The 12,518-nt window shown below is 34.0% G+C and carries 12 protein-coding genes; all 12 read left to right on the top strand.

Translation table 11 applies throughout. From position 1 onward, the window contains the following. The first annotated feature begins 282 nt into the window (after positions 1 to 282). The 12 genes from PQ463_RS00150 (at position 283) to PQ463_RS00095 (ending at position 12,471) form a co-directional block, all read left to right on the top strand. Positions 283 to 1,491 carry an anhydro-N-acetylmuramic acid kinase gene (locus tag PQ463_RS00150; protein WP_274255746.1) on the top strand — a complete coding sequence of 403 codons (1,209 nt, stop codon included), beginning with the start codon at positions 283 to 285 and terminating at the stop codon, positions 1,489 to 1,491. 221 nt (positions 1,492 to 1,712) lie between these two features. Beyond that, the gene (locus PQ463_RS00145; RefSeq protein ID WP_274255745.1) at positions 1,713 to 3,284 is read left to right on the top strand and encodes a glycoside hydrolase family 10-like protein; all 1,572 of its coding nucleotides are present in this window, start codon (positions 1,713 to 1,715) and stop codon (positions 3,282 to 3,284) included. Continuing rightward, positions 3,271 to 4,542 carry an MFS transporter gene (locus tag PQ463_RS00140; protein ID WP_274255744.1) on the top strand — a complete coding sequence of 424 codons (1,272 nt, stop codon included), beginning with the start codon at positions 3,271 to 3,273 and terminating at the stop codon, positions 4,540 to 4,542. Before PQ463_RS00145 ends, PQ463_RS00140 begins: the two co-directional genes overlap by 14 nt. Before the next feature lie 21 nt (positions 4,543 to 4,563). Further along, on the top strand, positions 4,564 to 4,905 hold the full coding sequence (locus PQ463_RS00135; RefSeq protein ID WP_274255743.1) for a tetratricopeptide repeat protein: 342 nt from the start codon (positions 4,564 to 4,566) through the stop codon (positions 4,903 to 4,905). 181 nt (positions 4,906 to 5,086) lie between these two features. Continuing rightward, positions 5,087 to 5,533, top strand: coding sequence for a GNAT family N-acetyltransferase (locus PQ463_RS00130; RefSeq protein ID WP_274255742.1), 447 nt, complete (start codon positions 5,087 to 5,089; stop codon positions 5,531 to 5,533). A gap of 2 nt (positions 5,534 to 5,535) precedes the next feature. After that, entirely contained in the window at positions 5,536 to 7,149 is a 1,614-nt protein-coding gene (locus PQ463_RS00125) for a glycoside hydrolase family 3 protein (RefSeq protein WP_274255741.1), read from the top strand. A 123-nt stretch (positions 7,150 to 7,272) separates the two neighbouring features. Beyond that, the gene (locus PQ463_RS00120) at positions 7,273 to 7,911 is read left to right on the top strand and encodes a peroxiredoxin (protein WP_012024184.1); all 639 of its coding nucleotides are present in this window, start codon (positions 7,273 to 7,275) and stop codon (positions 7,909 to 7,911) included. A gap of 222 nt (positions 7,912 to 8,133) precedes the next feature. Further along, positions 8,134 to 8,442, top strand: a complete 309-nt coding sequence (locus tag PQ463_RS00115; RefSeq protein ID WP_008462030.1) for a thioredoxin family protein — start codon at positions 8,134 to 8,136, stop codon at positions 8,440 to 8,442. 66 nt (positions 8,443 to 8,508) lie between these two features. Further along, a complete protein-coding gene (locus tag PQ463_RS00110) occupies positions 8,509 to 8,766 on the top strand; it encodes a DUF6952 family protein (RefSeq protein ID WP_274255740.1) in 258 nt (85 codons plus the stop codon). 341 nt (positions 8,767 to 9,107) lie between these two features. Next, a complete protein-coding gene (gene tpx, locus PQ463_RS00105) occupies positions 9,108 to 9,605 on the top strand; it encodes a thiol peroxidase (RefSeq protein ID WP_111377769.1) in 498 nt (165 codons plus the stop codon). A gap of 13 nt (positions 9,606 to 9,618) precedes the next feature. Next, entirely contained in the window at positions 9,619 to 9,993 is a 375-nt protein-coding gene (locus PQ463_RS00100) for a diacylglycerol kinase family protein (RefSeq protein WP_111423903.1), read from the top strand. An 18-nt stretch (positions 9,994 to 10,011) separates the two neighbouring features. Further along, positions 10,012 to 12,471: a DNA translocase FtsK gene (locus PQ463_RS00095; RefSeq protein ID WP_111377767.1), complete on the top strand. Its 2,460-nt coding sequence runs from the start codon at positions 10,012 to 10,014 to the stop codon at positions 12,469 to 12,471. The last annotated feature ends 47 nt before the right edge of the window (positions 12,472 to 12,518 follow it).

Here is a 12,518-nt window from a genome sequence, read left to right as displayed (position 1 = left end):
AAAAATATTGTTTTTAAATTACTAGTGAGTAATTTTTGTAATCGTATTCTCCATTTACAAAAAAACATTTCCGATTTTAACTTATTTAACTACCGCGAGCATCTTGCTCGTGCACGCAAAGTCTTTTCTATACATAAATTACCTATCAAACATTTCATACCAACAGATTATCTGTTAATTCTTCCAATTAGAAACAATAAAATCTCTTTTTTCTAAATTTATATGCAAAATAATCCCATTTTAGCGTTTCCAAATTAATTGCGTTTTTTAAGATTACTCAAAATGAATAAAAATATAAGAGCCCTCTACAATATAGCTCAAAAAGAAACCCGAAAAATATTAGGCTTAATGTCAGGAACTTCACTTGACGGACTTGATCTGGCTCTTTGCGAAGTTTCGGGCGAAGGCGGAAATACTGTTGTAAAAATCCAGCACTTTGAAACCATCGATTATAACGAAGATATTAAAACCGAAATCAGAAAAGTGTTTGCACAAAAAACAATCGATTTTCAGCATTTGGTTTTATTAAACGAATGGATTGCAAACCTACACGCAGGAATGATTAATGATTGTCTAGCAAAATGGAATATTCCCGCAAGCGAAGTCGATTTGATCGCTTCACACGGACAAACGGTTTTGCACGCGCCAAAATTTTTACATCAGCAGGAAAAATTTCCAAATGCGACTTTACAGATTGGCGACGGCGATCATATTGCGGTAAAAACGGGAATTATAACACTTTCAGATTTCAGACAAAAACACGTTGCTGCAGGTGGCGAAGGCGCGCCTTTGGCGGTTTATGGCGATTATTTATTATTCAGCAAAAAAGGAGAAAACCGAATTATGCTTAACATGGGCGGAATCGCCAATTTCACTTATTTGCCCGCTTCTCAAAACGCCGAAGAAGTCTTTGTAACCGATACGGGAACCGCAAATACTTTAATCGATATTTTCACCAAACAATTTTTCCCAGAAAAAAGTTTCGACAAAAACGCCGAAATCGCTAAACAAGGAACGGTAAATCAAGAACTTTTAAGCGAATTAAAAAATAATGCTTTCTTCCAAAAAAGTTTTCCTAAAACTATTGGTCAGGAACTTTTCAATCATGATTTTGTAAACTCGGCTTTGGTAAAATTAGGTTTACAAAATATTTCGGCACCAGATTTGTTGGCCACTTTAACACGTCTGAGCGCAGAAACGATTGCCGAAGCGGTTTTGTTTGTTGTAGAAAATACTAAAACACCAATCGAAGAGTTTACAGTTTATATGTCTGGCGGTGGCGCTCGAAATCCGTTAATGGTGAAGTGGCTACAGGAATTATTGTCTTGTAAATTTGAAAAAAGTGACGTTCTCGGAATTTCAGGAGATGCAAAAGAAGCGGTTTTATTTGCCGTTTTGGCAAATGAAACGGTTGCAGGCGGAAATTACAATTTTGGTTCACAAAAAGGAATTCCATCAGTAACTATGGGAAAAATTTCTTTCCCAAACTAAATATTTTTTAGCCACGAATTACACGAATTTTCACGAATTCTTTTTTTATTACTTTGAGAATAAAAATTAGTGCAATTCGCGTAATTCGTGGCAGAAAAAAAACTCACTTAATTGCAGTATTTTTTGTTCATTATTATTCTTTTCAAAAATAATTTGTGAAAATTCGTGTAATTCGTGGCAAAACAGACTATTTTTGGTTCTTGTTAAAATAAACATTTGAAATGCATAAAAATCAGCACTTACTATACTCTATCATATTTTTATTTTTCTTTGGATGGAATTCTTTTTCTCAGGAAAAAATACTGCATCCTAAAAATGAATTTAGAGGTGTCTGGATTGCAACAGTTGTAAACATTGACTGGCCACAAAAAGCGACAGACAACGTAGAAAAAGAAAAAGCTGATTATCTTGAAATTTTAGAAGCTTACAAAAAACTGAATTATAATGCTGTTATTGTTCAGATTAGAAGTGTTGGCGATGCTATTTATCCTTCAGAATTTGCGCCTTGGTCACGATTTTTGACAGGAAAAGAAGGTTTGGCTCCAAACCCATATTACGATACTTTGGCTTGGATGATTGAACAGGCTCATAACCGCGGATTTGAATTTCACGCTTGGCTAAATCCGTATCGTGCTACTTTCGATTTGAATAAAAATCTTTTAAGTCCAAACCACGATCTTTTTAAACATCCGGAATGGATGATCGAATACGGCGGAAAATACTATTATGATCCTGCTTTACCAGAAGTTCAGGCGCATTTAACCAAAGTCGTTAAAGAAGTGGTTGACAAATATGATGTTGACGCCATTCATTTTGACGATTATTTTTATCCTTACGCTGTTCCAGGAAAAGTCTTTAATGATAACGCTTCTTATCAAAAATATGGCGCAGGTTTAAGCCGTTCAGATTGGCGCCGTGCCAATGTGAGCAATTTTGTTCATGCTATTTCAAACACTATAAAAGAAAGCAAGCCTTGGGTACAATTCGGAATTAGTCCGTTTGGGGTTTGGCGAAACAAATATCAAGATCCAAGAGGTTCTGAAACACAGTCTACTTCAAATTATGATGATTTATACGCAGATCCAATGCTTTGGATGGATCAAAAATGGATCGATTATATTCTGCCACAATTGTACTGGAGCATGAACAATACGAGAGCTTCTTATTCTAAATTGGTAAAATGGTGGTCTGAAAACTCCAATAATACAGCGATTTATATCGGTCACGCTACATACAAAATTAGAGCTGACGGTGATAAAAACTGGAACTATATGACCGAAATTCCAAATCAGATTGATCTTCTTAGAACTTTTAAAAATGTTTCTGGAAGTGCTTATTTCAGTTCAAAATGGTTTATGGGCAAAAACTTTGATGTAGTTCGTCATTTAGAAGAAAACCAATATAAATATCCTGCACTTCCTGCGGCAGTTCCAAATTTAAAACACGTCATTATCGATACTCCAAAAGTTTTGGAATATAGTAAGGATAGCATTAAATATAACTTTACATTCCAAAGTCCGTTAAATACAAAGGTCCGTTATATGGTGGTTTATGGAGGCGAACATATTTCGAAAATCGATATTAACGATGCTACAAAAATTATCGAAAAAGTAACGATAAAAGAAGTTGACGGAAAAATTACTTTCGCAATAGCGGCCGGAAAACTAAATCTTTACAAAGCCTGCGCCGTAACTTTTATTGATTATTATGCTAATGAAAGTACTCCAACTGCTATTGACCTAAAAAAACCTTATAAAAACTATACACCAAATCAACCTAATGAAAACAGATAACAAACCTTGGTTTTGGATTCCGCTTCTAAACTTCGCTTCAGGATTACCGTATGCCATAATTATTTCGGTTTCGGTAATTATGTACAAAAATCTAGGAATTTCTAACGAAGACATTGGCGTCTACACCAGTTTGCTTTATCTGCCTTGGGTTATTAAACCACTTTGGAGTCCGCTTATTGAATTGATCGGAACCAAAAGAAAATGGTTTCTATTAATGCAATTAATAATTTCGATTTCCTTTTTGCTAGTCGGATTTGTAATTCCAACAAATGGATTTTTCATCATGTCTTTAGCCATATTTTGGGTTGCCGCTTTTGCTTCGGCCTCTAACGATATTGCTACTGACGGCTTTTATTTATTAGTTTTACCAGAAGACAAACAATCTTTTTTTATCGGTATCAGAAGTACTTTTTACAGACTTTCTATGCTTGCAGGAAACGGATTAGTGGTACTATTTGCTGGATATTTAGAACATAAATTTGGCGACAATACAAAAGCTTGGTCGTATACCATGATTTGCGTTGGTTTATTAATGACATTTATTACTGCTTACAATTTCATTTTCACACCAAAAAATGAAATCAATGTTGTAGAGAGCAGTAAAGAAACATCACATCAAAACTTTGGAACGATATTTATCAGTTTCTTCAAGAAAAAACAAATCGGATTAATTCTTGCCTTTGTTTTAGTTTTCAGATTAGGAGAATCGCAATTGCTAAAAATGTTAAGTCCTTTTTTACTAGATTCTAAAGAACTTGGAGGAATGGGATTAGACACCGAAGCCGTTGGAATCATTTACGGAACATTTGGAGTTGCCGCATTGACTCTGGGTGGAATTCTGGGAGGAATTGCCATTTCACGACATGGCCTTACTAAATGGATGTTTCCAATGTTTTTAGCAATGCATTTACCAATTATTGGCTTTATTCTATTAGCATTTTTTCACCCAACCTCAATTTATTACATTTATATCGTCGTTATTTTAGAACAATTTGGCTATGGTTTTGGTTTTACGGCATTTATGATGTATTTAATCCATGTTGCCGAAGGAGAATCAAAAACGGCACATTATGCATTGGCAACAGGATTTATGGCAATGGGAATGATGCTGCCAGGAATGCTAAGTGGCTACATTCAACAATATTTAGGCTATGGAAACTTCTTTGTTTGGGTTCTAATAGCTACAATTCCAGGTCTTATTTTATCACGTTTTTTAACTTTCCCAAAAGATTTTGGGAAGAAATCAGAAGAAGTTTAAACCCCAAATCAAACTTTACCTATGGAAATCAATGAGAATTTGCAGAACGAACGCAATCTGAAAGGATCGGAGTTCGAAAAAAATGGAAATCTTGACAAAGCGATTGAGTTGTATGAAGAAAATGTTGCAGAAGGCTTTAAAGGAAATCACCCTTACGATCGATTAGCAACGATCTACAAAAACGAAAACGACCTCGAAAATGAAATTCGGGTTTTAGAAAAAGCAATTGTGGTTTATGAAATCATCACAATTGAAGACCGATTGGAAGGATTGCCGAAACTTTTCCGTTTTAAAAACCGATTGGAAAAAGCTCTTGAAACCAAAAAACAATTGGCGAAACAAAAGAAAGCTAAATTGAAATAAAATATTCTTTTAAACACATAGAGACATAGATTTTTTTCTATTAAAAGAATAAAAAAGAAAAACTAGTTTCTCAACACATAGCTATGTGTATTTAAACAAAATGAAACGCCTTTTTCAAGAACTAGATACTATGTTTCTATGTGTTAGAAAATAAACGAAACAAATCTAAGCATTTTAAATCATGAGTATAAAACGTACGAATTCAGACGATATCGATTTTATAAATCTGGTTGTTTTATTAGACCAGGATTTAGCAATTAGAGATGGCGAAGATCATGCGTTTTATAATCAGTTTAATAAAACCGATAAAATAAAACACACAATTGTTTATTACGAAAACGGAATTCCTGTTGGCTGTGGTGCTTTTCGAGAAAAAGAACTTGGAACAACAGAAATTAAACGAATGTATGTTCATCCAGATCACAGAAAAAAAGGAATTGCGTCAAAAGTTTTAGCCGAACTTGAAATCTGGGCAAAAGAAGTCGGTTATACCTATACTATTTTGGAAACCGGAAAAAATCAGCCAGAAGCCATCAACTTATATCAAAAATTAAATTATAGCATCATTCCAAATTATCCTCCTTACGAAAAAATGGATAATAGTGTTTGCATGAAAAAGACTTTATAATAATGAAAATCACAGCCGAAGCATTACGACAAAAAATAGGACAATTTTTCTTTCCAGCCGTATTCATCAACGATACCGAAGAAAATATTCAAGAAACTGAACGCCTTATAAAAGAGCACAATATTGGCGGACTAACCTTTTTCCACAGTCGTGCGAGCGCTGCAACCAATTATGAAAGCAAGAAAAAAGTAGTTTTTAATGACGACAGCTACGAAAAAATCAAAGCTTTGATTGTTCGTTATCAAAAAGCAGCTTCTACTCCGCTTTTAATCAGTATTGATGCAGAATGGGGATTGGCAATGCGTATCGAAAAAACACCGCAATATCCGTATGCTATTACGCTTGGCGCTTTACCAGAAAACAAAGCAAACTTAGTTTACGAAGCTGGAAAACAAATTGGTTTAGATTTAAAAGCAGCTGGAATTCAGTACAATTTATCGCCTTTGGCAGATATTAATAATAATCCGAACAACCCTGTAATTGGATATCGTTCTTTTGGTGAAAACAAAGAGAAAGTAGCCGATTTTTCGGTTGAATATTTAAAAGGAATGTCAGAAGTTGGCGTTTTAGGCTGCTTGAAACACTTTCCTGGACACGGAAACACCAATGTCGATTCACATTTAGGTTTACCAGTTTTAAAGGAAACTTTGGAAGAATTATTAGAAAACGAATTATATCCATTCATTAAAGGAATCGAAAACAATGTCGATTCGATTATGATTGGACATTTGGCTGTTCCGAGTTTAAACGACGGAAAAGATACTTCTGCAACTTTATCAAAAGCGGTTATTCAGGATCTTTTGCGTGATAAATTAGGTTATGATGGTTTGGTAATTTCTGATGCTTTAAACATGCACAGCGTTTCTAAATTGTACGAAACAAAAGGCCAATTAGAATGGGAAGCTTTTAATGCAGGAAATGATGTTTTATGCTTCGCCGAAAATGTTCCTGAAGGAATTGAAGCTATTTATAAAAACGCTTCTCCAGATCGCATTTTTGAAAGCTATAACCGAATCATGAAAGCCAAAGAAAAAGCTGGAATTTTATCCGGAAACACTTCTGTTTCGGGCGAATTGGATTTCGAAAAAACATCAAAAATAAATTTAGAAATTGCGCAAAATGCCATTACTAAAATTATAGATAATTCAAGTGCTGCACTAGCTTTTGAAGCGCAGAAAAACAATAAACTTGCTAAATTGAGTTTATATAAAAATACTGAAAATACATTTTTCAAAACTTTAAATGCAAAACTTAATTCGCCAGAGTTTGCTTTTGAAAATTTAGAAGTTTCCGATACTTCATTAATCCAAAAAGAATTAGAAAATTTCGATACTATTATCATTTCATTATTTGTCCCGAAAGCGAAACCGCTAAACAATTTCGAAATTGATGACGAAGTTTTAAACTTGCTTTCTGAATTATTGCAAACTAAAAAGTGTATTGTTTTTGTTTTCGGAAATCCGTACTCATTGCCTTTAATTCCGAATCTAAAAAAAGCTTCAGGATTAATTCAGGCGTATCAAGATTTTGAAGAATTTCAAAAAACAGCGGGAGTTCAATTTTTAGAAAAAAATAATTTCAACGGCGCTTTACCCGTAAATATTGATATTCAGTAAATTACAATTGCAAATAGTCAAAATTTATTAACTTATAAATTTTTATAATCACATCTTATTGTAAGAACCTGTACTTATGCCCTATTTTTGCAGCAAATAAATATTAAACGTAAAACGAAAATTATGTCTTTAGTAGGAAAAAAATTCCCAAGTATTGCAGTAGATGCTATCTCAGAAATGGGTGACAATTTAAAAATCAACATTTTTGAAGAAGCAGTAAACAACAACAAAAAAGTATTATTGTTTTGGTACCCAAAAGATTTCACTTTTGTTTGCCCAACTGAATTACACGCCTTTCAAGCTGCATTACCAGAATTCGAAAAAAGAAATACTATCGTAATTGGTGCTTCTTGCGATACTAACGAAGTTCACTTTGCTTGGTTAAATACTCCAAAAAACAATGGTGGAATCGAAGGTGTTACTTACCCAATTTTAGCAGATACAAACCGTAACTTAGCTAACATTTTAGGTATTCTTGATATCGAATCTACAAGCTATAGCGAAGATACTGATTCAGTTATCATCGAAGGTTCAAACGTAACTTACAGAGCTACTTACCTAATTGACGAAACTGGAAAAATCTTCCACGAAAGCGTAAACGATATGCCATTAGGACGTAACGTAAACGAATACTTAAGAATGGTTGACGCTTACACTCACATCCAAACTAAAGGTGAAGTTTGTCCAGCAAACTGGGAAGCTGGTAAAGAAGCAATGTCTGCTGACAGAATCAGTACTGCTGAATACTTAAGCGCTAACTAAGCTGCTAAGATACTAAGGTTCTAAGTTGCTAAGTTTTTTAGTATAACTTTTGAATCTTACATACAATTCTACAATAAAAAGTCAAGAGATTCTAAGATTAAACTTAGATCTTAGAATCTCAACGACTTAAAAAAATCAAATAAATCCACACACAGTTATTCGGTTCGAGAGCAAACTTAGCATCTCAGAACCTTAGCAACTTAGTGTCTAAAAAATAAAATTATGTTAATCGACTTAAACGAAGATACGTTAGCAGATTTAGTTGCTAAAAACGAAAAAGTAGTAGTACAATATTCAGCTTCATGGTGTGGAAATTGCCGTATTATGAAACCAAAATTCAAAAAATTAGCAACAGAAAATGAAGCTATCACTTTTGTTTTGGTTGATGCAGAAAATTCTCCTGAGTCTAGAAAATTAGCTAATGTGAGTAACTTGCCAACATTTGCTACTTTCGTAAACGGACAATTGGTTGGCGAAACGCAAACTAACAAACAAGAAGTTTTAATTGACTTAGTAAACGCTATTGTTTAATTGGTTATTTGTTTATTCGTTTAATCGATTAAACAAAGAAACGATTTAACGCTTAAACAAAAAATTATGAAATTACCTGTAATTAAGCATTTAACACAATTCATCGAAGAAAACGATCAGGATTATATCATTGAAACAATCGAAGTTCTAGAAACGATGACTGAAATTCCTTCTCTAAAAGACGAAGAATTGGACGTAATTGGTGAATTGATTTCAAATATGTATGGTGCTCTTGAAGTGCAAAAATTGGTAGCTCAAGGAACTGATAAAAAAGAAGCTTTAAATACGTTCATGAAACGTGTTTTAGGTTCAATCGATAAGTAAATCGATCCCCTCCCAAGAATAAATAAAAAAACAAAGCTGAGAAAGCGTTTCTAACTTAGGGACGCTTTTTTTTGTATTGTGGCAAATGGTACGCGGATGAAACAGATTTGCTTACGCAAAAACGCGGATTTAAACGGATGTTTTTGTTTCATGCGCAAATGAAAAAAAAATCCGTTTAAATCCGCGACTTCATGAAGTGAATCCGTTTTATCCGCGTCCAATCTACAAACAAACCAAAATAAAAATTCAGCTCCTTAATCTCTCCTTAAACCCTTAACAAATACTTTTAGATTAAAATATTAATCCTTACTTTTGAGCCTCATTAATTTTAATCAAAAATCATGGCATCTATCACATTAGGAGGAAATCCAGTTCATACATCAGGCGAATTACCAGCAGTTGGATCACAACTAGCTGACTTCAAATTAGTTCAAAACGATTTATCAGTTGCATCTTTAAGCAATTTCGCTGGTAAAAAATTAGTTTTAAATATTTTCCCAAGTGTTGATACAGGAACTTGCGCAACGTCTGTTAGAACTTTCAACGCAAGTGCAAGCGGATTGGAAAACACAACTGTATTATGTATTTCTAGAGATTTACCTTTCGCTCAAAAACGTTTCTGCGGTGCTGAAGGTTTAGAAAATGTGGTAAACTTATCAGATTTTCAAACAGGTGCTTTTGGTAAAGCAAACGGTTTAGAAATCGTTGATGGACCATTGGCGGGTTTACACTCGAGAGCAATTATTGTTGTTGATGCAAACGGAAAAATCGTTCATACAGAACAAGTAGCAGAAATTGCAAACGAACCAAATTACGAAGCAGCTTTAGCAGCACTATAATATTTTCCTTTAAATGGAGTTTCAAAAAGATAATACATTTGTTACAGGCCGATTAAAAAGTATGACTTATGCTTTTAACGGAGCTGTAAAATTGATTAAGACAGAGCACAGCATTATGGTTCAATTCTCATTGGGAATTATCATGACGATTGCTGGGTTCTATTTTCATATTTCTCAAACCGAATGGCTATGTCAAACCTTAGCCATTGGTTTAGTTTTAGCTATCGAAGGATTAAATACAGCAGTTGAAAAAATTGCCGATTTCATCCATCCTGATTACAGCAGACGAATCGGATTTATTAAAGATATTGCTGCCGGAGCGGTATTTTTTGCCGCAATGACTGCAATTGCAATAGGCTTGATTATTTATATTCCAAAATTTATTTAGGCAAAGGAAAACGCAATAATGGCAAAAAATAAAAAAGAAACTGTAGATAAAAAAAACGACAAACAAGAAGGGAATAAAAGATCTTTTAAAATTTCTAAACAACAAAAATTTGTTTTAGGATGTCTTTTGGTACTTTTTTCTATTGCACTATTAGTCGCATTTATTTCTTTTTATGTTAATGGACAATGGCAAAACGACCAAAGTGTTGTAGACCAACTTGGAGATCGCACTGAAGTTGCTGAGAACTGGCTCGGTAAATTCGGGGCTTATCTTGCCGATTTAATTATTTACAGAGGTTTTGGACTTGCCTCTTTCATTTTTGTACGTTTATTTTTCCTTACCGGAATGTTTTTAGCACTTGAGCTTTCGACTCAAAAACTTAAAAACACTTGGTTTTGGGATATTTTTGCTATTATCGTTGTTTCTGTCTTATTTGGTTTCTTTGCTACTTCGGCACCAGAATTAGGGGGAACTATTGGTTATGAATTAAATTTATTCCTTCAAGATTATATCGGAAAAACAGGCACACTGCTTACACTGCTTTTTGGTTTAATCATTTATCTGATTTTCAAAATCAAATTATCGCCAGAAAAAATCCAGTCATATTTCGATTCGACTAAAAAAGAATTCAAATCAGAATTAGACACTTTAAAACCAGCTGTAAATCAGCCGGAAAGTGCTTATAATCTGGAAGAATTTGCAATTGTAGAAGAAAAACAAGAAGAAGACGATCCTGAATTGGATAACATTCACATAAAAACTGTCGATTCTCAGTTCGAAATTAATAAAGAAGCTTTAAAGCCAACTATTTCTCATTCATCTGAAATTGAGTTAAATCCAGTTCTAAAGCCAATTACACCAAAACAAGAATTGCCATTAGTTTCTCCTGATGAAGCATTTGTAATTGAAAAAGCAGAGGAAGAAGATATTATCGAAGAAAACTTAGCTTCTCGTCTAGTTGCCGATTTCGGATTATTTGACCCGACCTTGGATTTATCCAATTACAAATTCCCAACTATCGATCTACTAAAAGAGTATTCAACAGGCGGAATTACCATCAATCAGGAAGAATTAGAAGAAAATAAAAACAGAATTGTAGATACACTTCGTAACTACAAAATTGAAATTGCACAAATTAAAGCAACCGTTGGTCCATCGGTTACTTTATATGAAATTGTACCTGAAGCAGGAATCAGAATTTCTAAAATTAAGAGTTTAGAAGACGATATCGCTTTATCATTATCAGCACTAGGAATTCGTATTATTGCGCCAATTCCAGGAAAAGGTACTATCGGTATTGAGGTTCCGAACAAAAACCCAACTATGGTTTCGATGAAGAGCGTTATTGGAGCTGCAAAGTTCCAAGAAGCCGAAATGGAATTGCCAATTGCATTAGGAAAAACCATTTCAAACGAAACTTTTGTTGTCGATTTAGCTAAAATGCCTCACTTATTGATGGCTGGAGCAACTGGACAAGGAAAATCTGTTGGATTAAACGCAGTTTTAACTTCACTTTTATACAAAAAACATCCAGCTGAAGTAAAATTTGTTTTAGTCGATCCGAAAAAAGTAGAGCTTACGCTTTTCAACAAAATTGAAAGACATTATTTGGCTAAACTTCCAGATACGGAAGACGCTATTATTACAGACAATGCTAAAGTTGTAAATACTCTGAATTCACTTTGCGTGGAAATGGATAATCGCTATTCTTTATTAAAAGATGCGATGGTTCGTAATATTAAGGAATACAACGAAAAATTCAAGTCTAGAAAATTAAATCCAGAGGCAGGACATCGATTTTTACCTTACATTGTTTTGGTTGTCGATGAGTTCGCAGATTTAATTATGACCGCAGGAAAAGAAGTTGAAGTTCCTATTGCGCGTTTGGCTCAATTGGCCCGTGCTATTGGTATTCACTTAATTATTGCAACACAAAGACCGTCTGTAAACGTTATTACAGGTTTAATTAAAGCCAATTTCCCTGCCAGAATTGCATTTAGAGTAACTTCAAAAATTGACTCTAGAACTATTTTAGATACCCAAGGAGCCGATCAGTTAATTGGTCGAGGGGATTTATTATACACCAACGGAAACGACGTAATTCGTGTACAATGTGCTTTCATTGATACTCCAGAAGTAGAAAAAATTACAGATTTTATTGGAGGACAAAAGGCATATGCTACAGCTTATTTGCTTCCAGAGTTTGTTGGAGAGGAAAGTGGCATTAATCTTGATATAGATATTTCAGAAAGAGATACTTTATTTAGAGAAGCGGCAGAGATAATTGTCAATGCACAGCAGGGTTCTGCTTCTTTATTGCAACGAAAATTAAAATTAGGATACAACAGAGCTGGTCGTTTGATCGATCAACTTGAGGCAGCAGGTATTGTTGGTCCGTTTGAAGGCAGTAAAGCACGCAGCGTAAACATCTTAGATTTAAATGCTCTTGATCAATTTTTTAATAATGAACAAAATTAATCCAATCATGAAAGCAAAAATTCAAGAAATCAACAACAATTCTATCA

Source organism: Flavobacterium sp. KACC 22763 (assembly GCF_028736155.1).
In the GTDB taxonomy this organism is placed as follows: domain Bacteria; phylum Bacteroidota; class Bacteroidia; order Flavobacteriales; family Flavobacteriaceae; genus Flavobacterium.
Note: the sequence above shows the minus strand (reverse complement) of the source record. Positions and strands in the feature narration are given on the sequence as shown.

What these genes read in the sequence shown, in the direction of transcription:
- PQ463_RS00150 (WP_274255746.1), top strand. Translation starts at nt 283, where the DNA reads ATGAATAAAAATATAAGAGCCCTCTACAATATAGCTCAAAAAGAAACC.
- PQ463_RS00145 (WP_274255745.1), top strand. Translation starts at nt 1,713, where the DNA reads ATGCATAAAAATCAGCACTTACTATACTCTATCATATTTTTATTTTTC.
- PQ463_RS00140 (WP_274255744.1), top strand. Translation starts at nt 3,271, where the DNA reads ATGAAAACAGATAACAAACCTTGGTTTTGGATTCCGCTTCTAAACTTC.
- PQ463_RS00135 (WP_274255743.1), top strand. Translation starts at nt 4,564, where the DNA reads ATGGAAATCAATGAGAATTTGCAGAACGAACGCAATCTGAAAGGATCG.
- PQ463_RS00130 (WP_274255742.1), top strand. Translation starts at nt 5,087, where the DNA reads ATGAGTATAAAACGTACGAATTCAGACGATATCGATTTTATAAATCTG.
- PQ463_RS00125 (WP_274255741.1), top strand. Translation starts at nt 5,536, where the DNA reads ATGAAAATCACAGCCGAAGCATTACGACAAAAAATAGGACAATTTTTC.
- PQ463_RS00120 (WP_012024184.1), top strand. Translation starts at nt 7,273, where the DNA reads ATGTCTTTAGTAGGAAAAAAATTCCCAAGTATTGCAGTAGATGCTATC.
- PQ463_RS00115 (WP_008462030.1), top strand. Translation starts at nt 8,134, where the DNA reads ATGTTAATCGACTTAAACGAAGATACGTTAGCAGATTTAGTTGCTAAA.
- PQ463_RS00110 (WP_274255740.1), top strand. Translation starts at nt 8,509, where the DNA reads ATGAAATTACCTGTAATTAAGCATTTAACACAATTCATCGAAGAAAAC.
- tpx (WP_111377769.1), top strand. Translation starts at nt 9,108, where the DNA reads ATGGCATCTATCACATTAGGAGGAAATCCAGTTCATACATCAGGCGAA.
- PQ463_RS00100 (WP_111423903.1), top strand. Translation starts at nt 9,619, where the DNA reads ATGGAGTTTCAAAAAGATAATACATTTGTTACAGGCCGATTAAAAAGT.
- PQ463_RS00095 (WP_111377767.1), top strand. Translation starts at nt 10,012, where the DNA reads ATGGCAAAAAATAAAAAAGAAACTGTAGATAAAAAAAACGACAAACAA.